At 28.7% G+C, this 22,110-nt stretch carries 20 protein-coding genes and 1 riboswitch; all 20 genes read right to left on the bottom strand.

Going from position 1 to position 22,110, the window contains the following annotated elements:
- Nucleotides 1–26: 26 nt before the first annotated feature.
- Complete coding sequence (locus BUB83_RS09895; RefSeq protein ID WP_073338302.1) at nucleotides 27–1,220, bottom strand: glycosyltransferase; 1,194 nt, start codon at nucleotides 1,218–1,220, stop codon at nucleotides 27–29.
- 27 nt (nucleotides 1,221–1,247) lie between these two features.
- On the bottom strand, nucleotides 1,248–2,201 hold the full coding sequence (locus BUB83_RS09890; RefSeq protein ID WP_073338301.1) for a glycosyltransferase family 8 protein: 954 nt from the start codon (nucleotides 2,199–2,201) through the stop codon (nucleotides 1,248–1,250).
- Nucleotides 2,202–2,214: 13 nt separating this feature from the next.
- Nucleotides 2,215–2,952 (bottom strand): glycosyltransferase family 32 protein, encoded by a 738-nt coding sequence (locus BUB83_RS09885; protein WP_073338300.1) that lies wholly within the window; start codon nucleotides 2,950–2,952, stop codon nucleotides 2,215–2,217.
- A gap of 21 nt (nucleotides 2,953–2,973) precedes the next feature.
- Nucleotides 2,974–4,023, bottom strand: coding sequence for an EpsG family protein (locus tag BUB83_RS09880; protein WP_073338299.1), 1,050 nt, complete (start codon nucleotides 4,021–4,023; stop codon nucleotides 2,974–2,976).
- Between the two features lie 40 nt (nucleotides 4,024–4,063).
- Nucleotides 4,064–4,948 carry a glycosyltransferase family 2 protein gene (locus BUB83_RS09875; protein WP_073338298.1) on the bottom strand — a complete coding sequence of 295 codons (885 nt, stop codon included), beginning with the start codon at nucleotides 4,946–4,948 and terminating at the stop codon, nucleotides 4,064–4,066.
- A 10-nt stretch (nucleotides 4,949–4,958) separates the two neighbouring features.
- The gene (locus BUB83_RS09870) at nucleotides 4,959–6,059 is read right to left on the bottom strand and encodes a glycosyltransferase family 1 protein (RefSeq protein ID WP_073338297.1); all 1,101 of its coding nucleotides are present in this window, start codon (nucleotides 6,057–6,059) and stop codon (nucleotides 4,959–4,961) included.
- A 14-nt stretch (nucleotides 6,060–6,073) separates the two neighbouring features.
- A complete protein-coding gene (locus BUB83_RS09865) occupies nucleotides 6,074–7,183 on the bottom strand; it encodes a glycosyltransferase family 4 protein (protein ID WP_073338296.1) in 1,110 nt (369 codons plus the stop codon).
- Between the two features lie 101 nt (nucleotides 7,184–7,284).
- Nucleotides 7,285–7,929, bottom strand: a complete 645-nt coding sequence (locus tag BUB83_RS09860; RefSeq protein ID WP_073338295.1) for an acetyltransferase — start codon at nucleotides 7,927–7,929, stop codon at nucleotides 7,285–7,287.
- Nucleotides 7,930–7,943: 14 nt separating this feature from the next.
- A complete protein-coding gene (locus tag BUB83_RS09855; RefSeq protein ID WP_423231142.1) occupies nucleotides 7,944–8,558 on the bottom strand; it encodes a sugar transferase in 615 nt (204 codons plus the stop codon).
- 31 nt (nucleotides 8,559–8,589) lie between these two features.
- Nucleotides 8,590–9,735: a DegT/DnrJ/EryC1/StrS family aminotransferase gene (locus BUB83_RS09850; RefSeq protein ID WP_073338294.1), complete on the bottom strand. Its 1,146-nt coding sequence runs from the start codon at nucleotides 9,733–9,735 to the stop codon at nucleotides 8,590–8,592.
- Between the two features lie 21 nt (nucleotides 9,736–9,756).
- On the bottom strand, nucleotides 9,757–11,676 hold the full coding sequence (locus BUB83_RS09845; RefSeq protein WP_143160515.1) for a polysaccharide biosynthesis protein: 1,920 nt from the start codon (nucleotides 11,674–11,676) through the stop codon (nucleotides 9,757–9,759).
- 458 nt (nucleotides 11,677–12,134) lie between these two features.
- Nucleotides 12,135–13,538, bottom strand: a complete 1,404-nt coding sequence (locus tag BUB83_RS21275) for a tyrosine-protein kinase domain-containing protein (RefSeq protein WP_084133496.1) — start codon at nucleotides 13,536–13,538, stop codon at nucleotides 12,135–12,137.
- Nucleotides 13,539–13,756: 218 nt separating this feature from the next.
- Nucleotides 13,757–14,890 carry a glycerate kinase gene (locus BUB83_RS09830; RefSeq protein ID WP_073338293.1) on the bottom strand — a complete coding sequence of 378 codons (1,134 nt, stop codon included), beginning with the start codon at nucleotides 14,888–14,890 and terminating at the stop codon, nucleotides 13,757–13,759.
- A gap of 216 nt (nucleotides 14,891–15,106) precedes the next feature.
- Nucleotides 15,107–16,438: a CdaR family transcriptional regulator gene (locus tag BUB83_RS09825; protein WP_084133495.1), complete on the bottom strand. Its 1,332-nt coding sequence runs from the start codon at nucleotides 16,436–16,438 to the stop codon at nucleotides 15,107–15,109.
- 63 nt (nucleotides 16,439–16,501) lie between these two features.
- Nucleotides 16,502–16,666, bottom strand: coding sequence for a hypothetical protein (locus BUB83_RS21910; protein ID WP_159434068.1), 165 nt, complete (start codon nucleotides 16,664–16,666; stop codon nucleotides 16,502–16,504).
- A gap of 69 nt (nucleotides 16,667–16,735) precedes the next feature.
- On the bottom strand, nucleotides 16,736–17,656 hold the full coding sequence (locus BUB83_RS09820; protein WP_143160514.1) for a cation diffusion facilitator family transporter: 921 nt from the start codon (nucleotides 17,654–17,656) through the stop codon (nucleotides 16,736–16,738).
- Nucleotides 17,657–17,765: 109 nt separating this feature from the next.
- Nucleotides 17,766–17,858: riboswitch (NiCo riboswitch) on the bottom strand.
- Between the two features lie 78 nt (nucleotides 17,859–17,936).
- Nucleotides 17,937–18,245 (bottom strand): hypothetical protein, encoded by a 309-nt coding sequence (locus tag BUB83_RS09815; protein ID WP_073338291.1) that lies wholly within the window; start codon nucleotides 18,243–18,245, stop codon nucleotides 17,937–17,939.
- 191 nt (nucleotides 18,246–18,436) lie between these two features.
- Nucleotides 18,437–20,236: a glycoside hydrolase family 13 protein gene (locus BUB83_RS09810; RefSeq protein WP_073338290.1), complete on the bottom strand. Its 1,800-nt coding sequence runs from the start codon at nucleotides 20,234–20,236 to the stop codon at nucleotides 18,437–18,439.
- 234 nt (nucleotides 20,237–20,470) lie between these two features.
- On the bottom strand, nucleotides 20,471–21,478 hold the full coding sequence (locus tag BUB83_RS09805; protein WP_073338289.1) for a LacI family DNA-binding transcriptional regulator: 1,008 nt from the start codon (nucleotides 21,476–21,478) through the stop codon (nucleotides 20,471–20,473).
- A 195-nt stretch (nucleotides 21,479–21,673) separates the two neighbouring features.
- The gene (locus BUB83_RS09800) at nucleotides 21,674–22,006 is read right to left on the bottom strand and encodes a YqfO family protein (RefSeq protein WP_073338288.1); all 333 of its coding nucleotides are present in this window, start codon (nucleotides 22,004–22,006) and stop codon (nucleotides 21,674–21,676) included.
- Nucleotides 22,007–22,110 lie beyond the last annotated feature (104 nt).

Below are 22,110 nucleotides of genomic sequence, written 5' to 3'. Positions count from 1 at the left end.
TGATATACCTCTCTAATCATCAATTATTATAAAATATCATATATTTTTTCTAATTCATTCTTATTACTATAATCATGCTTTTTACAATTTTCACTTAATTCGTATCTTAAATGTTCATCTTGATATAGTTTTTCTATTCCATCAGCTATCCCCTCTATAGATAATTCAGTTATATAACCATCTACTCTATTTTCAAGTTGACTTTTTGCTGTAGGGAAATTTGATATTACCACTGGCTTGTTCAATATCTGAGCCTCGCGTACTGTTACAGCTTTTCCTTCGTATCGTGATGGTTGACAATATATATCACATTTTTTGATATATGGATATGGGTTTACTTTTTTGCCTAACAATATAAACTCATTTTCCATACTATACTGCTTTATCAAAGATTTTATTTTTCCTTCTTCACAACCATGTCCTACAATATACCACTTTATATTATATCCTTTATCTACTAATAATTTACATGCTTGTACTGCCATATCAAATCCTTTTTGATGTGAAAGTCTTCCAACTGAACATACTTTAACTTTACAATTATCATATAGTTCATCACATACCTCTATTTTTGCTTGCTGTTTTATAAAATTAGTAGATAGAATATTTTCTATAACAATAGTTTTGTGCCGAAACTCTGGAAACACTTTCAAAAATGATTTTTCACACGCCTCAGAGACATTAACTATATAATCTAGCTTATTCCACATTTTTCGATCTATTTTTTTATCAGGATTAACAATTGTATAATAATCAGTATGAACCCATCCCATCTTAACTTCAGCCTTTACCTTATTGATTAAAAAATCATATGGTCCTAAAAAACCTATTGCTAGATTATATTGTTTTTTTAAAGTAGGTAAAAAAGGAATGGAATACCTCCAAATATATTGCATATATTTATAGGTACCTTCTTCATTTATTAAGCCTTTACTCTTAATTTTGCTTCTCACTTTTGCTAAAATTCTTGCAAAACCTAATAGTACATGTCCTTCTTTGATAACATTCTTTATAGGCCTCTCAAAAGTTGAATATTGTGGTATTTGTGAAAGCAAGTTAACTTCCTTCGGTATAAATTCCATAAATTCCCCTTCATGCCTATACAGAAACAAATCTATATCATACTTAGAATAATCAATAGTTTCCAAAAGTCCTATTAAGCTTCTCTCTACTCCACCAATATTCAATGAATACATACTAATAAATATTTTTTTTTTCATACTTGTATCCCCAATCTAATAATTAAACTATCTGTATAAAGATTTACATATTCTATTAGCAACATTGAATGGTAAATTATTATATAAAGAAGCAACAAACTTTTCTACTGCTTTTCTGCTGTCACTACGTAACTTAATATTTTTCCATGGTGTCATATCTAAATATTTTTCATAAAGTCCTCTTAATGGATGCTTGCACCCTTTTATCCAAGGTCTAGTTGTAAATGCTGGGGTGTAGTGTACAAATATTGGTTCTTCTATTGCTTCCTTTAAATGCACTTCATCATAATAATCACTCAACCCATAATATGTAATTATATCTGTTCTATTCATTGTGAAAAAAGTAGTCATAGCATTATACTTTGGATGTAATATGAGTATTTTCTTATTTAACACCCCATTTATTGTTCCTTGATCGTGATGAAATACTTTCCCATTATAAGTATCAATAAACTCAATAAACTTTTCCTCAATATTATCTTCTCTCCATTTTTTTAAATTTATCAATAACATACCTGCATTTACATAAGGAGATTTTAAGTCCATACCAACTTTTACTTTTGTTTCATTACTTACCGTATCCAAAACCCCAGCAATATAATATTGGTATATGTTCATAGTCCATAAATCCATTAAACTTTTATTTATAACAGAATCGCAATCCATATAAATAACTCTTTCAACGTTAGTTGAAATAATCCTTCCTAAAAATAATCTTGCATAAGAACTTAGTGAGATAGAATTTTTAATATCTAATTTCAAATTACCCTTAAACTTATTAAAATCTATAAACTTTATTTGTCTATTATATTTTTCCGATATTAACTTAATATTAACTTTACTTATTTCAGATATATTATTTTCAATAATATAAACTGTAATTTCATCAAACTCTTTATTATTTTCAAACAGAGAAATCAAAGATACGCCTACATGCTGAACATAATTATTATCAGTTGAATATGCTACATTTAAAATCATATTAACCTCCTTTTTATCTAGTAAATAAGCGATTTCTTAAAAGTGCAATATTCTTACCACCTATTACTTTTGCTAAATATACCTTTAAATAAGTCTTTACTCTATCACTAAAAGGAAGCCAACTTTTAAAAAAGTGATGTGTTGTAAAACTATTTGCATTAGCTTTACTATAGCAATTTATATAATCATAAGGCGAAAAATACGTTTGTGGATAAATAGTACATAACCCTTCTATTTCTTGATATTCTCCATTTAATTTTATTCCATATTCTTGAATCATCTCAGAAACAACCGATACATTAGTTAATGTATCTATTGATCCATTTTCTTTTACAAACCTTTTATTTTCATAAGTATCTAAAAATTCTTTTATTAATGGATTACCTTTTCTAGCTCCAATGGTGCTGGTTGCAATATAATTTTTTTCTTCAAAACCCCAAAAAGACTCATGTTCCAAAAATTTATTTAAGGATTGTAAAACTTCCACATCAGTATCCAAATAAATCCCACCATATTTATAGAGAACATAGACTCTTACATAATCACTAACAAATGCAAATTTTCCTGAATTATATGCTTGTCTCACAAACATATTGATATTTATATCAAAATTGTCTTCATTCCATTCTTTAATTTCATAATTAGGTAATTTTTCTTTCCAACTATAAATGCATTTTTTTACTATATTAGGTTTTTCTTTTCCACTAAACCAACAATAATGAATTATCTTGGGTATATTCTTATTATCCATTTTCACCTACTCACCTACTTATTAAAAGTTTAAATAATTACTTCTATATTGAATGCCAAGTGTTATTACGTGATCATAATAGAAAAAAACAAAGTAAAATATTACACATAAATAATATAAAAAGTTTTTTTCTTTATTTACAGAGCAATTTTTGATAATTATTGCCAATATTACAAATGTATATAATTGCGTATAATATATAAATCTTGCAAATATCCAATTGTATAATGAAAAACTCATTATTATAAAATTCACAAGGGTCATATTGACCAAAACATTACTTTCCGGCAACTTTTCTTTCAACTCATTTTTTCTCATATAAGCTAATATCACTGGCACTGCTGAAACTAGTACTCTAAGAACATTCGCTCCACCTTCATTAAAATCACTATACTGCCCATATTTCGTATTTTGTAATAAACCAAAAATTCTGTCCATAAGTGGCTGAAAAAATATCATGCCAATAGCAAATATAAATATTATCTTATATATCTTTGGTGACCATGCTTCTAATCTCACAATAAAATAAATGGGAATCATAATTAAAGCTGAGCAATGAAATGTAGACATTAACACCACTACTAGTAAATATATTTTAAATTTACCATCTATAATTAATTTTGTTGATGCAAATAATACTGCTGCTACTAATGATTGTCTTATGCCATTCATTGCTGCAATATAATATCCTGACGCAATGTATAAATAAGTGGCTAATTCTACACATGTAGAATATGCTTTCATGGTTAACATATTTAAGAAATGAGTTATGAAAGATGTCATAAAAATCATGAATTGAGGATTCATAGAAATACTCTTCAAAATTAATATAAATATTACAAAACCACTTTCGTAACCACCATCAAAAACTGCTGTACTATCAGCCAGATAATAAAAATGAGCATACATTCCAGTATCTCCAATATTTGTTCTAAGTCCTGCGACCGCCACTAACATTACTAACGCAAGAATATAATAAAACTTAGCTAAGCTCTTATATTTTTCACTAAATAATCTTGATAATGAAGCAAATATAAATACGGAAATTAATGTTATATATATAATTTTCATTATTAGTCTCCTATTTTCATAGTGTCATCTTAAAGTAAACCTAAGCTGTTTCAGTATTCTTCATGATATAACAATACAATAATATTCCAAAAGGTACTGCCAATGCTGTTATAACTTTGTATGGCGATTCCTTAATAAATCTTTTATTTCTAGAGATCAAACTACTTGACACATAATGTACAGCCTGTCTAAATTTAAATAATATATTTGTAAAAGATAATTTCATAAGCTCTATACGATAAAATGCAAAACCCTTTGGATTTTTACGATATTGCTTTAGCATATTCATAGAGGAACCATCGGGTAAATATTCTACAAAACAAAGTACTTCATTCATAAGTAACATTTCATACTGTTCATCAAGCTTATAGTATTTATAAGCTAATCCAACATATCTTTCATCTTTAAATAATGGATAAGGATATTTTTTTACTAACTCAGTACGGTAAACTAATTTTTTATCTCCTATAACACCATACTTATAATACAAATTAAAAAGTGTAGAAGTTTTTAATTGTTCTGGTAATTTACTCCCGATTATACAACCGTTAGTATAAGCATCTAATGCTATAATACCGCTAACATCATCATTGCCATATTTATGCCAAAATGAAATGATTTTTTCCACAGCATCCACTGGCATATAATCATCGGAATCAATACACACATTTAACTCAGTATCAATGAGTTCATAAGCAGTATTATGTGCTCCATGCATACCCATATTTTCTTGTTTATAATATCTTATTTGTATCTGATTTTCTAAAATCCAAGCATTTACCCATGCTTTTGTGTCATCAGTAGACCCATCGTCTATAATTAGCCAAACAAATTCCTTTGAGGTTTGTTCTTTTAAACTCTCATAACACTTACTAAGACAATATGCTCTGTTATAAGTTGGGGTAAAAACTGTCAGCTTTTTCATATAAATCACCTCACCCTTCTAAATAAAGTCTCTCAATGACTTTAGCTGTATTTTTTATATCGTATCCCTTTTTATTTAAAGCATGGTGTGCTATCTCACGAGGGAAATCTTTATCAATAGCATTTATTTTTTCAACCCACTGATATTTATCATTAATTGGCAAATAATTTATCAACCCAGTTTCCATATTTACTTCTGGTGTAATTGCCTCGGAAATAAAACAAGATAATCCTGATGCTTGTGCCTCAACTAGTGTCACTGGCAAACCCTCATGTAAGGATGGGAATATAAAGGAATCAAAAGCTTGCAATAATTCATTTACATTACCGCGAACCCCTAGAAACTTAACACTATTAGTTAATCCCATATCTGTGACCTTACTTTCAATTTTTGTTCGTAATGGTCCATCACCTACTAAAATAAGTACAGCATTGGGATTAATCTTTAAAAGCTCATCAAATATATCAATAATAAATGAATGGTTTTTCTGTTCGCAAAAACGTCCTACATGGCCAATAACTTGAGCTTTCTCATCCAACCCCATTTTTTCTCTTTCACTATTTCTAACTTTATGCGAAAATCCAAAATCATCTAACTCAATACCATTTTTAAGCACCAATGAACTTCTTGATTTTTTCCCAAATAACCATTTAGATGCCTCATTTGAACATGCTAAAAACTGCGTTGCATCCTTATTAATAGAAATTCCTGAGTACCATTTGTACATTTTCGCAGCTATGCTTCCCTCGCTACTAGTATTGTGACTATGGGCTATACGCATGGAAACTCCAGCTTTTTTTGCGGCTCGAAGTATAAAACCACTCATTTTATCCATATGTGAATGAACTATTTTATACTCTGGATGAGTAACAAAAAACTTATTTAGAGCCTTTATATATTCAAAATGACCCACATCTGTCACATAGGGGATTCTATTTATTGCTCCACCCATTTCTAATATTTCCTTATCAAAAACCCCTTCTTTACATGTTAAAAAATCAAACTGAATCTTAGAACGATCCATATTTCTATAAAGATTCATTATTAGTGTTTCGGCACCACCACGATTCATATTCACTACAACATGCAGAATTCTAAGAGGTTTATCCATTTTTCCCATCCTTTTTAAATACTTTGATAAATTTCAGTTAGTTGGTTTAAAACGTTTTTCAATGTGTACTTTTGCACTAATTCTCTTGACTTTTCTCCCATGCAAATTATATTTTCTTTGTTTTTATATAAATTTATGATTGCCTTATTAGTCATATTTACATCATCATTTTTTAACAAATAACCATTCTTGTTGGATATAACCAACTCTCTTGTGCCTCTATTATTAGAAGTAATTAATGGTTTACCACACATCATCCCTTCCATCAAACACCTTGGAAGTCCCTCTCTCTTAGAAAATAACCCTATAACATCTGAGTGTTTAATTATATCTGGTACATCATTTCTAAAACCTAATATATGAATATTATCTTCAAGACCATATTTACTTATAGTATTCCTTAAATGTCCTATTAATTTTCCGTCACCTACAAACAAAACCTTTATATTCTTATACTCATCCTTTATTTCTCTTATCGCATCAATTATTTGTATATGATTCTTATTTTTATTTAATTCCGCAACAACAGTAATTATAAAATCACTATCCTCTAAATTTAATTCTTCTCTAATATTACTTTCTTTCACAGTAAAAGCCAGTTCACCTACACCAACCCCATGGACTTTAAATACCTTATTAGCTTTAATTCCTAGTTTCAAAGCATTTTGATAATCTTCTTCATTAATAGTAATTAATGTGTCTGTCAATGTAGCAGCTAATTTTTCTGCTGGGTAGAATAATGCCCAATTAATGAGTGGCGCCCCTTTATAGAAATGAAACCCATGACAGGTATAAACCATTTTTACATTTTGGAATTTACGTTTTAATAATCTGGTGTAGAAAGATGCCACCGGTGTATGGACATGAATCATATCATATTGATTTTCTATCTGTAACTTTTGCAATTCCTTTAATGCTTTTAAATTTTTTATGTTAAAGGGAGTTCTTTGATAAGGAACATCAAATACCCTAACTCCACGATCTACCAACTTACTACTAAAAGGCTTGTCTATATTACAAGCACAATCAACCTGATACCCGTTATCTAGTAACATTTCTATATGCGGCACAAGGAAAGCATTTATTGTTCTACTTACTGTTGTGACATATAAGATTTTTTTCATTTTAATCGTCACCTACCCTAGCGCTGCTTTTGTTGTAGCAACTTCCTGTATATTATGTAGCTATATCTTGTGAATTATTAACCTAATATGTGCTAAATTATTTATACATTAATTTTCTTAATCACTTTACCAGGAACTCCAACTACAACACATTTTTCTTCTATATCCTTTAATACTACAGACCCAGCACCTATTATCGATTCTCTACAAATATTAATGTTTTGAAGAATAGTTGCTCCTGTTCCAATAAAACATCCTTCTTCAATTGTCACATTCCCTGAGATATTTACATTCCAAAGAATAGAGCTATAATCATTAATATTTGACTCATGTCCAATTCCACACTTAGGACTTATAATTATATGATTTCCAATAGAAATATTTGTTGTTAAAACAACTCCTGGATAAATAATGTTTCCTTGGCCTATATGATTAGATTTTAATATGTATACTGATGGATGAATTATATTCACAAACTCGTTTCCATAAATTTGTACTCTACTTACAATTTGTTTCTTTACTTTATAGTTAGCTATAGCGCATACTACCCTGGCTCCCTTATATCTTTTTACATCAACGCATCTTCCAACAACTTGGTATCCATTAATATTTTTGTGTTGAATTTCCTGATTGTCATCAATAAAACCTATAATATTCCACGTTTTCTTCGCTTCATTAATTTGTTCTATAATCCATGCTGTCTCTTTTCCAACTCCTCCTGCACCAATAATCAATATATCTTTCATTTAAATACCTCTTTTTAATTTACCCCATTAAATTTTTCCATTGTAACCCCATAACTTTGATCTATACCTTCTCTTATAAATACCTTTTTTATTGTTAACATCATAATCTTTAGATCCAATACGAATGATTGATTTTCAACATACCAAATATCAAGTTCAAATTTCTCCTTCCATGATATTGTGTTTCTACCATTAATTTGAGCCCACCCAGATAAACCTGGTAGCACATCATGTCTTTTAAATTGCTTTTCACTATACAATGGAATATATTCAACCAACAGTGGTCTAGGTCCTATCAAACTCATATCACCTTTTAATACATTTATCAGCTCTGGTAATTCATCAAGACTTGTACTTCTTAAAAATTTTCCAAAAGAAGTTAGCCTTTCTTCATCAGAAAGTAAATTCCCTTCACTATTCTTGGAATTTAACATAGTTCTAAATTTATACATTCTGAAAATATTTCCATTTTTCCCAACTCTATTTTGAGAGAATATAATTGGGGCTCCAAACTTTACATATACTAAAATTCCTACTATTATGAATAATGGAGAAAATGTAACTAGAGCTATAAAGCTAAACATTAAATCAACTAATCTCTTAATAATAAAGTTTCCTCCTCTCAATATTTTATTTACTTCTTAAAAAAAGATATAAAAATTATCTATTAAACTGATTCTTTATTACTTGAATTACTTTTAACAATATTTCTTCTGTCATTTTAGTGTCTGAAGGTAGACAAATTCCTCTATTAAAAATATCCTCTGCTATACTCTCATTGTGATTTTTAGTTGAATAAAACTTGTTTTTATAATAATACGGTTGTAAATGCATAGGTTTCCAAACTAATCTAGCTTCTATATTTTCTTTTTCTAGTTCCAAAATTATATCTATTGGTTTGACTTTACTCCATTCTTTTAATGTGATTACAGAAAGCCAGTAATTAGGTTCTCCATATTTTGCAATAGGCATCATTTCAATTTCTTCAATATCTGAAAATTGTTTTCTATAAGTTTCATATATGTGTTTCTTTTGACTTATTCTTTGATTTAAAACTTGAAGTTGGCCTCTTCCTATCCCTGCTAATACATTACTCAACCTATAATTATATCCAAGTTCACTATGTTGATAATATCTTTCACTATCCCTTGCTTGAGTTGACCAAAATTTTATCTTTTTAATAGCTACTTCATTGTTTGATACTATCATTCCACCTCCTGAGGTAGTTATTATTTTATTTCCATTAAAAGAATATACTCCAAATTCTCCAATTGTGCCGCTATATTTACCTTTATATTTTGCACCTAATGATTCAGCTGCATCTTCTATTATTGGTACTTTATACTTATTACAAATTTCTGTTATCTTATCAAAATCAGCACTTTGTCCATATAAATTAACTACAACAACCGCTTTTGGTAGAATATTGTTTTTCTCACATTCCTCAAAAGCTTGGCTTAAAGCTTCTGGACACATATTCCAACTATTTAATTCTGAGTCTATAAAAATTGGTATAGCCCCTTCATAAATAATAGGATTACAACTAGCAGAAAATGTTAAAGAGGAACAAAATACTATGTCTCCTTTTGAAACATTTAAGTATTTTAAAGCCATATGTATTGCAGCAGTACCAGAATATAACGCAGCTGCAGACTTTATTCCAACTAAACTCGCAACTTCTTTCTCAAAACCATCAACATGTGGCCCCAAAGGGGCAATCCAATTTGTTTCAAATGCATTTTTTACAAAACTTTCTTCACATCCGCCCATATGAGGGGAAGCTAAATAAATTCTTTTTTCTCCCATAACACCCACTCCAATCTCACATTATTCTAAAGTAACTGCTACATTACCTTCTTCTAAATCAAAATCAAATTCTTCATTATTACTATTTATCTGCATACATTTTGGATTAAATGTTGGAACTAAATCTTTCATAATAGCATATATGAGTTCATCATCCTCGTTGCTTATTATCAATCTAATCCTATTAAGTTTATTTCTTAATCTATAGAAATCAGTATTACTTACTTTACCTATATATATTTTGTTATGTTTAGTTTGTCCATTTAGTTCCCCATCCATTAATAATTCCTCATAAAGCTTTTCTCCAGGTCTTAATCCTGTAATTTCTATTTTTATATCTTTGTTTGGTTCAAGTCCTGATAGCTTGATAAGATCACATGCTAAATCATATATTTTAACTGCCGGACCCATATCTAAAACAAAGATTTCTCCCCCATTGGCATATGCTCCTGCTTGAAGTACTAGCTGTGCCGCTTCTGGTATAGTCATAAAGAATCTAATTATATCTTTGTGAGTTAAGGTTACTGGTCCTCCACTTCTAATTTGGTTTTTAAAAAGTGGTATTACTGAACCGTTACTTCCTAATACATTTCCAAAACGTACCGCCACAAAACTTGTTTCACTTATATTATTCATTGATTGTACTATCATTTCACAAACACGCTTTGTTGCCCCCATTATATTTGTAGGATTTACTGCTTTATCAGTAGATATCAAAACAAATTTTTTAACTCCAAATTTATCAGCACACTCTGCTGTATTCAATGTTCCAAAAATATTATTTTTGATAGCTTCACCTGGATTTTCTTCCATTAATGGCACATGTTTATGCGCTGCTGCATGAAAAACGACTTCTGGTCTATATTTGGCAAATATATTCTCCAACCTGTTTTTATCTCTAACTGATGCTATAATTACCTGCATATCTAGTTCTGAATAAGTTGTCTTTAATTCATTTTGAAGGTCATAAGCGTTGTTCTCGTATATGTCTAATACTAAAAGTTTTTTAGGTTTAAATTTAGAAACTTGTCTACATATTTCAGAACCTATGGAACCCCCGCCACCAGTAACCAATACTGTTTTATCCTTAATATAATCACTGATGTTTTCCATATCTAGTTGTACTGGATCTCTCCCCAATAAATCTTCAACATTTACATCTCTAATTTTGCTTAAAAATACTTTTTCATTTAAAATTTCATTATAGGAAGGTATTATCTTCAATTTACAACCAGTATTTTTGCAAATATTTATAATGCTTTTTTTATTAGTTTGTTGAATTTTAGCTATGGCAATTACAATAACATCGATATTTTCACTAATTGCTGTTGGAATAATTTTATTTCTGCCACCAACTATTTTTACTTTATTAATATAATTTCCCCATTTACTTTTATCATCATCTATAATAACTACAGGGTTATAACCATCTTGTTTGTTTGATAGCATTTCTTTTATAATCAAGCTGCCTGTATATCCTGCCCCTATTATCATTACTCTTTTTTCAACCTTGCAACAATTACTTGAATTGCCATAACTAAAAATCATATATCTTCTTAAGAATCTATAACATATTCTAAAAGAAAAAGTTAAACTCAAAGTAAAAATAAAGAATATAAAATATATAACAAAATCAAACTTTGAATTCATCATATAAAAATTTACACCGTAAAATATTCCCCATGATAATAAATTTGCTTTTATAACATTAAAGAACTCATAAGAACCTGCAACCTTCCATAAACTGTCGTATAATCTAAATAATGTGAATATGGATATATAAATACTAGTTACTAAAAATGCTGTTATAAAAATTCCTTTGTATCTTTCATTAAATAAAAATAGTACAAATAAATATCCAACGTTCACAAAAATAATGTCAGAAATCAACAATATAATTTTTTTCTGCCGGATTTTTATTTTATTAAATAATTTTTTCATATTTTGTCCACATCCCTCATTAATAAATTTTATATTTTATTCATTTTACTATTTGCTGACCTTAATAATTTTTTTATTTTTTCATACAAAAATACTATAGTTATCATATATATATATTATTTATTTTTTATTTACAAATCTCTTATTCCATATTTTAACATTAAGCAAAGTATAACATCATTGTATTTTTTTTACATTTATTGTATTGTTTTATTTTACCTCATATACGGTGTTTTTGGGGTATTCAGTTGAATTATTTTTTATATACTTATATATACTATCATTTGCTCATATTATCTTGTATTTGCTGTGTTTAATCCTATATTAAAACATATACTGATAAATCTTTACTTCATTCGTTGAACTTTTTTTCAAAAAATTTAATACTTACATTAAACTTTTTTCAGTAAAATAAAAATAGTAGTATAAATTGTTTTTATACTACTATTTTGTATATATTATATTGATTTTTGCTTTAATCTTTTAGATTTTGTATTTTTATGCTTATTACTACTACCATAGGAATAATAGTATTCATAATTATACCAATATCCTTTTCCTTTACTAAATTCAATCTTATTTAAAACTACACCTAGTATATTAGCTCTTACCTTTAATAATAGTTCTTTAGCTCTAACTACTGCATCCTTATCTGCTTCATTTGAGGCAACTACCAAAATAACTCCATCTGCTTCATTAGCTATAACCTGTGCATCTGTTACCGGAATAACTGGGGGGGTATCTAAAATTATATAGTCAAAATCATTTTTTAGTTTTTCAATAAAAAACTTCATTTTAATTGAATTTAACATTTCTGCGGGATTGGGGGGCATTGGTCCTGATGGAATCACACAAAGATGCTTATCATAGCTGTGCACAACCTCTTCAAACTCTGCTTGTTCACTTAATATATCTGATAATCCAATTTCATTAGAAATTCTAAATTTTCTATGCACATTAGGCCTTCTCATATCACAATCTATTATTATTGTTTTTTTTTCTAAATTTGCCATAGTCAACGCAAGATTTCCAGAAACTTGTGTTTTACCTTCTCCTTGACCTGCACTTGTAACTACTATTGTTCTTATCTTTTTATCAATTGAAGAATACTGAATGTTTGTCCTAAGTGTTCTAAACCCTTCAGCTGCTATACTACTAGGATTGCTTTTTACAATTAAATACACTTTTTCGGTTATTTTAGGTATTAATCCTATCACAGGTAAACCGATGAATTTTTCTACTTCTTCCTTAGTCTTGATAGTGTTATCTAAAAAATCCAAAAGAAATACTAATGTAATTGATATTAATAACCCTAATATAAAACTATATAAAATTATTTTAATTTTATTTACTGAATCTTGAAATGATCTTGGATTTTGAAAAATCTTTATGTTTCCATTTGGGATAAGTTTTTCAGCATTTTCTTTAAATGATTGAGTAATAGCAAGTACTATTTCTTTCGCTTCCTCTTCATTCCCAGCTTGAACTGTTATATTCATGATTTGAGTATTTGATTGTGCTCCCACAGATAACATCCCCATAAGTTGACCCGAAGAATATCTATCTCCTAAAATTCCCCTAGCTCCTTCTGCAACATCTTCTGATTTAGCAATTTGTATATAAGTTTCTAAAGCTTTAACATACATGGTTACATCATTTATATCCATAGATATATTACCGTCAACACTCACTGTTTTACCAATAATAACACTCATACTTGAATAATATGTAGGCTTTAAAACATAAAAACTATAAATACCCCCTATTAATGTTGTTAAAAATGTTATTGTGATAATTACCATTATTTTTTTCTTTATAATATGTAAATAGTCCCTTAAATCTAGTCTATCATCCTTTTGCATTAGTATCCCTCCATGATATTATATATATTTTTTATTACATTTTATTCCTTTTTATATTTGCAATTATACCATACTTTTCTAAAATTTGTAATATTTTTGATTTTATTATTGTTGTTTGTGTATTTTTTAAATGCCCTTATGCATATTTTTAATCATAGCTAAAAAAAGAGACTCCTTTTTATAGTTTTCAAACTGTAAAAAGGAATCTCTTTAATTTATTATTTTATAATTTTCAACATTCTTGCAATTCTCTCTGCTGTATTCTCTACCAATACATGAGAATTTAAAATGGCTTCCTCTAATGTCATAGGCCTGTCAGTAATAGAAAACACTGAATTAAATCCTTTATCTAATAATTCCATATAATCTTTTCCTAGCCCACCCGCTATTCCTATTACCGGAATATTATATTTTAAAGCAGTTTTAGCTACTCCGTAAGGTGTTTTACCAAATTGTGTTTGGAAATCCATCATTCCTTCTCCAGTAAACACATAATCCGCATCTTTTATAGCTGTATCTAAATTTACAGTTTTTATAACTATATCAATTCCCTTTTCTAATTTAGCATTGAAAAATGCCAATAATCCTCCACCAAGTCCACCTGCTGCTCCAGCCCCTGGATAATTTTTGATTTCTATTTCATTAAACTCCATAATCTTATCAGCATAATGTTCTAAGTTTTCATCTAACTTTTTAACCATCTCTTTATTAGCACCCTTTTGCGGTCCAAATACTACAGAGGCTCCTTTCTTACCAATCAAAGGATTATCCACATCACAAGCTACTGTAATTTTACACTCCTTTATTCTTTCATCAAAATTAGATAAATCTATAGAATCTATAAATTCCAAACCTTCTCCACCAAAGGGAATTTCATTGCCATCCTTTGTTTTAAAACTACCCCCTAGACATTGAACTATTCCAGCTCCTCCATCATTAGTAGCACTTCCCCCAATTCCTATTATAAAATCTCTGCACCCCATATCTAATGCATCTTTTATTATTTGTCCCGTTCCATAAGTTGTAGTTTTCATAGGATTTCTTTCTGCTTTTGTTAAAAGTGGAAGACCTGACCCCGCAGCCATTTCTATAACAGCAGTTTGTTTATCACCTAAAATCCCGTAAAATGCCTCCACATCTCTAAATAAAGGATCCTTAACTATAAGTTTTTTAATATGTCCTTTAGTATAATCCACCAAAGACTGCACAGTTCCCTCTCCACCGTCGGCCATAGGTATTGTTATAATTTCCGAATCTGGAAAAACCTTTTGTACTCCTTTTTTAATGGACTCTGCCACCTCTTCTGCTGTTAAACTTCCTTTAAATGAATCTGGTGCTATAACAAACTTCATTTATATCACTCCTCATATATTTTTAAGTTATTTTTATTCACACTTTGAGTTTTTATTCTTATCCTTTATTATGTTTTCAACCTTCATGTTTCAATTCAATATTAAAATTAAAATATAATACTTTATAATTATATTATACTCCCTAAGATTTGTTTATAAAATATATAAAACACACAAGAAATCCCTGTGTGTTTTAATATACTTTGTGCACCATAACTAATTTTGCTGTAATTGTTCAAGTTCATATATAATAATCCCAGTATAAAGTTTCATACACTCATACGAATTCGTTACATCTATATCATAATTATCTTTTAATTTTTTAAATCTGTATATTATAGTATTTCTATGTATAAACATTTTATCACTGGTTATTTTTATACTCATATCATTCAAAAAATATACTTTAACTGTGGCAAGTAATTCCTTTATGCTAGTATTATTGGTCATGTCATAGAATAATTTTCTATACTCTTTAAGATAAATATCTTTTGTTGTTTTTGCAATATTTTCATATAAAAGATACATACTGTAATCATTATAACCAAATATTTTTTTATCAAGTTTAAGACTAGATTCAAGGAAATAATCAGTACCTGTCCCTACTCTTAATAAGCTTATTCCCAGATTAAATGATTTATTATATTCATTAATATGGGAACATTTATCTCCTATACCCATAACCAAATCTAATTTTGTGTTTTTCATTACTTTATTTCTAATTCTTTCACAATATTCCAGTGGATTCTCCTTACTTGATGTTAAAATTACAAATCTATCTTGATATAAATTAAATACTAAATCAAATTTTCTATTACTTAAACTTTGAATTAACTCAATTACCTTTTGCTTTAGCTTTTGAATTTTTATCTCCAAAGTATCTTGTGGCATTACTAAAGTTTTTTTCTGTTCCTCTTTTATATCAATTTTAAAAGAATCCAAGGATTCCAATGAATCTTTGGATTTCAAGTCTTCTATAGCTTCTTTAAAATTTATTATATCGCATAATATTACTCTTCTTTCTTGCTTTAAATCAAAACCTACTAACTGAGCTCGCCACTTTAAAATCTCAACATCTTCTTCAGAATTCTCTTTTATTAATTCCTTTGCAAATTCTTCCATAGCCCTCACTTTAAATTGTTCTGTTTTCTTTTGCTCAATTTCACTTATCATTAATTCCACTAATTCTTTTACCAATTGTCCATACCCTTGTGTTTCAGCCTTTTCTCCAGTAATACCTACTACCCCTTGAACCTGATTATTGTGATAAATAGGAATATTTACTCCTGGTTGGCTCCCTTTGTATAAATTTTTATTTTCCTCAGTAACAATTATTTCTCTTTTTTCCTGAGCCGAAATTTTAGCAGCCTCATGATAATCATTTACTCTAAGCTCATCTCCTGACCCAATAATTATGCCATTTTGATCCATTATATTAATATTTTTTCCTAGAATACTAACTACCCGATTAACAATCTTTTGAACATCATTTCTATTTAATAGCATAGTATGCTCCTTTAAACATTTGTAAATTATTATATCTATCATACTATATTCTTCTTAAAAATACCATTTCCTTTCTCTCTCATATATATTAATTCTGTTCAGTATCTAAAACAAGTTGTCTTCTACTTCACTCTTAGTTGTATGCTTTTTTCTAATAATTTTTGTTAAAGAAGACCCTACCGTTCCTGCCAAAGTCCCTCCCATAATAGCAAACCCCATTGCAATTATGACATCTACATGATTATTAGATGCAAAAGCGTTAATAATCATGGTATTGGACAACCTGCCCCTAGTGCTTTGTTAATAACTCAACTTTCACACGGACACTTTATAAAATACCTATACATATTTTATAATTTCACTATCCAAATATGGTTCTATATGAATTGTTACAATACTTAATCTCCCAAAAATATCTTTTATCTTATTTTCCACTTTGGTAGCAATTCCATGAGCCTCTGCAATATTAATATTTGCATTAACTAAAATATGAAATTCTATAGCCACCTTGCAACCTATTTTTCTCGTCCTTAACTGATGATAGCTTTCAATTTCGTCACATTCACTAATAATTTCTATAATCTGTTTTTTCTCATCTTCTTCCAAAGATTTCTCCATAAGTTCATTCATAGCCGGTGCAAATATCTCAGCAGCTACTTTAAAAATAAATAAACTAACAATAATCGAAGCCAAAGGGTCTAGTATGATCCATTTGTGTCCTAAAATCAGTGCACCACCTATTCCCAAAAGTGTTCCTACGGAAGAAAATGCATCCGATCTATGATGCCAACCATTTGCAATAACAGCGGAACTATTAATATCTTTACCTATTCTAATTGTATATCGATATAATAATTCTTTACTTATAATTGATATCATTGCTGCAAATAAAGCCCTAACCCCTGGTCTAGATAATTCACTACCATTTATTATGCTTATTATTTTCTCAAAACCTGTCTTAAATATACCTACACCTACTATTAATAAGAATATACTTATTATTATTGTTGCAAAAGTCTCATATTTGCCATGACCATAATTATGGTCCTCATCCTCTGGTTTCTCTATAAAGTTAAAACCCACCAACACTACTATATCCGTAAGAAAATCTGATAATGAATGAACACCATCAGCAATCATTGCCCCACTATTACCTGTAAATCCAGCAAATAGTTTTAAAGCTGTCAAAAATGAATTTACTAAAAATCCTACCCATGTAACTTTTTTTGCTTGTGAACACCTCAATAATTCATTATCCACAATAAACCCTCCTCAAAAATTGTAAAATAATTTTTTTTTTTAATATTCTTCGGTTTATTAATATAAAATTTTTATAAAAAAATACCTGTGGCACCATAATTTTTTAGATTATAGTCCCACAGGTATTTTCCCTGCTGCCAGTAATTGCTGGCCCAGCCCCACACATTAAATATAAATGTATCGCCTGCTCTATTTGTTAAATATTAATATTTTATATTATTATACTATTTTTTAAATGAATTGTAAATTATTATTTATATTTTCTTTTCGCTTTATTCTATTAAATTTTTCCCTTTTTCTTGTCATTTTTTATTTCTAACTCTTGTTGATTAGTAACCAACAATCCCAATAATATTGACGAATATATTCTATATGGTCCCTCCAATGAAACTCCTAGCAAATAACTAATTAACATACCAACTAAAAATAGCACTATTATAACTATTGCATTAAAGTTTAAAACTTTAAAAGAAGTATCTAATTTTATCTTTTTATTTATTCTTTCTTTAACCCTAAACTTTCTATATATACTTCTAAATGTAAAGAATGATACTATCATTATTACTATACTTATTAAATTGTCTCTCATAATTTATTCTCCTTTGTGTGAATTTATTTAAATTTATTAAAATTTATTTAAGTATCTTAAACACCATATTTCATTATGACTATAATAACATAATAACATAAAAATTGTTAGTTACTAGGTAAATTTCTAATGAATTTAGTGGGGACAGGACCTATCATTCTATGAAATGATAGGTCCTGTCCCCGGTTATTTTAAATTTCTAAAATATACACTCTTGCCTCATAAGGTTTAAGTTCAAATTTTTCTATACAATCTTGATTTTCACCATTACCATTATCTTTATCTTTTTCTTTTTCTTTTTCTTTGTTTGCATTATAATTTTGTATTAATAAATTCTTTTCTTTATAATTAATATTTTCTGGTAATTCAAATTCCACTTGCTCACATGAAAAATTGCAAACAACAACAAGTTTTTGGTTTTCAAAAGTTCTTGTAAATGCAAAAATCTTCTCGTGTTCTGGTAAAATCAAATCATAACTCCCATATACAATTATTTTATTTTCTTTTCTTAATTTGATAAGTTTTTGATAATAATAATATATAGAATCTTGATTATTTAATGATTCTTTACTATTAATTTCTTTATAATTTTCATTAATATTAATCCAAGGATTTCCCTTAGTAAACCCTGCATTTTCACTATCATCCCACTGCATTGGAGTACGCGCATTATCACGTCCTCTAGCATATATAGACTTTAAAATATCTTTAGCATCCGATCCATAATTATTAATTTCTTCATTATAATAATTAATAATTTCGATGTCTTTATAATCTTCAATAGATTCAAAAGCTACATTTGTCATTCCCAATTCTTCTCCTTGATAAATATAAGGAGTTCCCTGCATCATGTGAAGACATGTCCCTAACATTTTTGCACTTTCTATTCTAAATTCTTTATCATTACCAAACCTTGAAACTGCACGTGGTTGATCATGATTGTTCCAGTACAAGCTATTCCAACCTTTATTCTCTAAGCCCTTTTGCCACTTTGTAAGAATTCCTTTTAATTCACTTAGTTTCCAAGGTTTATTGCTCCATTTACCTTTTTCACCACCGCCAATTTCCACATGCTCAAACTGAAAAAGCATATTTAATTCTTCTCTATCTTCTCCAACATAATTGTATGCATCCTCTACACCCACTCCTGGAGCTTCCCCTACTGTTACCAAATTGTATTTACTTAGGACTTCTTCATTCATTTCTCTTAAGAATTCATGCACCCTTGGTCCTGATACATAAAACCGGGACCCGTCCCCGTATTTTTTCCCTTCTCTAATAATTCCTTCTCCATAAGATTGGTCTTTTGAAATAAAAGTTATTACATCCATCCTAAATCCATCAACACCTTTTTTTAACCAAAAGTGCATCATATCATAAACTTCTTTTCTTAATTTTTCATTCTCCCAATTTAAATCTGGTTGCTTTTTTGAAAATAAGTGCAAATAATATTCTTTTGTTGCTTCATCGTACTGCCATGCGGAACCACTAAAACAAGCTTCCCAATTAGTTGGTGGCTCAAGCTCTATCCCCTTACTTAACTGTTTTTCTTCATATATATATTCTTTTTGATATAATTCATCTATTAAACTGTCTTTACCTTTTTTCCAAATATAATAATCTCTATATGGATTATCTTTTGATTTTCTACTTTCTTTAAACCAATAATGCTCGTCCGAACTATGATTTACAACTAGATCCATCATTATTTTTAAACCTCTATCATGAGCTTCTTTAAGTAACTGATGAAAATCATCCATAGTTCCAAAATCATCCATTATATCTCTATAATCACTTATATCATACCCATTATCGTCATTTGGTGATTTATAAATAGGGCTTATCCATATAATATCAATCCCTAAATTTTTTAAATAATCTAATTTTTGAATTATTCCTTTTAAATCTCCAACTCCATCACCATTTGAATCCATAAAACTTCTTGGATAAATTTGATATACCACACTTTCTTTCCACCAGGCCTTTTTCATTTCTACTCTCTCCTTTTATTAATGTTAATTAATTCCTTGATTAATTTCTTAATTTACTTCTTCAGTTTACTTTCGCAATTGACTTATTAATTAATTGATTTACTAATTAATTGATTTACTAATTAATTGATTTACTAATTAATTGCTTATTTATTTACTTATTTGCTTATTCGAGTCTATCTTTTATTATCCAGAGTAAGCGCTTACGTTAAATTCAAAACAAAAGTTAAAAAGCTATATTAACTTTTCAACTGACTCTCTTTCAATAATTTCATGCTTTAAAATAGTGTTTTTAACTACATTACTTTTCTCTATAATTTTAATCAAATTACTAGCTGCAACTTTACCCATTTCCTCAAAGGGTTGAGAAATCACTGTTAATGCTGGTGTTACCATCTCAGAAATTTGAGTATTATCATATCCCATAATTGAAACATCTTCAGGTACTTTAATATTATTATAGTACGCCGCCTTCAATGCACCAATAGCCATATCATCACTTGCTGCAAAAACAGCAGTAAAATTATTTCTTTCTTGTGAAATTAGCTCTTCCATGCATGTTTTGCCACTTTTGTAGGAAAAATCTCCATACTTTATCAATCTTTTATTTATATTAATATTATTTTCAGTCAAAGCATTAATATATCCTTCAAGTCTTGGTTTTCCAGCTATTAAATCATCCTCACAACCACTTATCATTGCAATGTTTCGATGATTTTTACTAATCAAATATTGTACAGCATCATAAGCCGCTTTTTCATCATTTACCTTTACAAATGGCACTTCATATTTATATGAAAGAGTTGATACTAGTATTGCAGGTATATTCATTAATTCTAAAATTTTATAGTATTCATCATGAATAGGCTCACTAACTATAATTATGCCATCAACTCTTTTTTCACTCATAAGCCCCAAACATTTACCTGTTCTTTCACCATCAATCCCAGTATTAGAAATTATAATACTATATCCTTTGTCGCTAGCCGAAGTTTCTAATCCTTTTATAATAGTTGAAACAATATTTGTTGGTATATATGGTACTAATACTCCTATTGTAGAACTGCTATTACTAGCAAGTCCCCTTGCAATTGCATTAGGCGTATAATTTAACTCTTCTATTACTTTAAGAACTTTTTCTTTAGTTTTCTCTGAATATCCTACTTGATTATTCACAACTCTTGATACCGTAGCTACTGATACCCCTGCCTTTAATGCAACATCGCTAATTGTTATCTTCATGGAGATCTCTCCTAATATATATTAACTCTAGCTTAACTCTTACAAATTAATCTTATAATTAAGAGTAAGCGCTTACGTTATTTTAATTTTATCACATTTTATATATTTTATCATCACACATTTCAATTATTTTTAAAACTAACTATCAAATGAATGAATAAATAATAGGTATAAGTTAATTTTTAAGATGGAATCCTATATATCAAAAATCAAGTTGGGTAATATATTTATAACCGGTGTTTCATAAGGATGTACTCTTTTAATTACTTTAATCGCCTCTTTACTAATTTCATATCTACAAGTAAACTCTACCTTACATTCTTCTTCTTCCGAAATCTCACCAATTACACCCTCATAAGGATTAGCATTTTCTAAAGGTCTCCAAGATCCTTTTACTTTAGAAACCGCCATACAATTATCATATATTCCATCTACAGTTAAAGCATGCACTTTATTTAATTCATTTCTAAGTTCTTCCACAAATTCTTCTGGTATAAATACTTCAAATTTAACTACTTTATAATCCATACATGTCCTCCATATTATTTTATCTTAGTATAGTTTTATCAAACTTATATTTGAAATTTAAAATAATAACTACTTTTTAAGGTTATTATGTATAACTTTCACAA

Source organism: Clostridium grantii DSM 8605, from assembly GCF_900129965.1.
GTDB lineage: Bacteria > Bacillota > Clostridia > Clostridiales > Clostridiaceae > Clostridium_AF > Clostridium_AF grantii.
Note: the sequence above shows the minus strand (reverse complement) of the source record. Positions and strands in the feature narration are given on the sequence as shown.

Coding starts and splice junctions, on each gene's coding strand:
- BUB83_RS09845 (WP_143160515.1), bottom strand. CDS start 11,676: ATGAAAAAATTATTTAATAAAATAAAAATCCGGCAGAAAAAAATTATA.
- BUB83_RS09880 (WP_073338299.1), bottom strand. CDS start 4,023: ATGAAAATTATATATATAACATTAATTTCCGTATTTATATTTGCTTCA.
- BUB83_RS21275 (WP_084133496.1), bottom strand. CDS start 13,538: ATGCAAAAGGATGATAGACTAGATTTAAGGGACTATTTACATATTATA.
- BUB83_RS09875 (WP_073338298.1), bottom strand. CDS start 4,948: ATGAAAAAGCTGACAGTTTTTACCCCAACTTATAACAGAGCATATTGT.
- BUB83_RS21910 (WP_159434068.1), bottom strand. CDS start 16,666: ATGATTATTAACGCTTTTGCATCTAATAATCATGTAGATGTCATAATT.
- BUB83_RS09800 (WP_073338288.1), bottom strand. CDS start 22,006: ATGGATTATAAAGTAGTTAAATTTGAAGTATTTATACCAGAAGAATTT.
- BUB83_RS09825 (WP_084133495.1), bottom strand. CDS start 16,438: ATGATAGATATAATAATTTACAAATGTTTAAAGGAGCATACTATGCTA.
- BUB83_RS09890 (WP_073338301.1), bottom strand. CDS start 2,201: ATGATTTTAAATGTAGCATATTCAACTGATAATAATTATGTTCAGCAT.
- BUB83_RS09870 (WP_073338297.1), bottom strand. CDS start 6,059: ATGGATAAACCTCTTAGAATTCTGCATGTTGTAGTGAATATGAATCGT.
- BUB83_RS09860 (WP_073338295.1), bottom strand. CDS start 7,929: ATGAAAGATATATTGATTATTGGTGCAGGAGGAGTTGGAAAAGAGACA.
- BUB83_RS09885 (WP_073338300.1), bottom strand. CDS start 2,952: ATGGATAATAAGAATATACCCAAGATAATTCATTATTGTTGGTTTAGT.
- BUB83_RS09865 (WP_073338296.1), bottom strand. CDS start 7,183: ATGAAAAAAATCTTATATGTCACAACAGTAAGTAGAACAATAAATGCT.
- BUB83_RS09810 (WP_073338290.1), bottom strand. CDS start 20,236: ATGAAAAAGGCCTGGTGGAAAGAAAGTGTGGTATATCAAATTTATCCA.
- BUB83_RS09895 (WP_073338302.1), bottom strand. CDS start 1,220: ATGAAAAAAAAAATATTTATTAGTATGTATTCATTGAATATTGGTGGA.
- BUB83_RS09805 (WP_073338289.1), bottom strand. CDS start 21,478: ATGAAGATAACAATTAGCGATGTTGCATTAAAGGCAGGGGTATCAGTA.
- BUB83_RS09815 (WP_073338291.1), bottom strand. CDS start 18,245: ATGAGAGACAATTTAATAAGTATAGTAATAATGATAGTATCATTCTTT.
- BUB83_RS09850 (WP_073338294.1), bottom strand. CDS start 9,735: ATGGGAGAAAAAAGAATTTATTTAGCTTCCCCTCATATGGGCGGATGT.
- BUB83_RS09830 (WP_073338293.1), bottom strand. CDS start 14,890: ATGAAGTTTGTTATAGCACCAGATTCATTTAAAGGAAGTTTAACAGCA.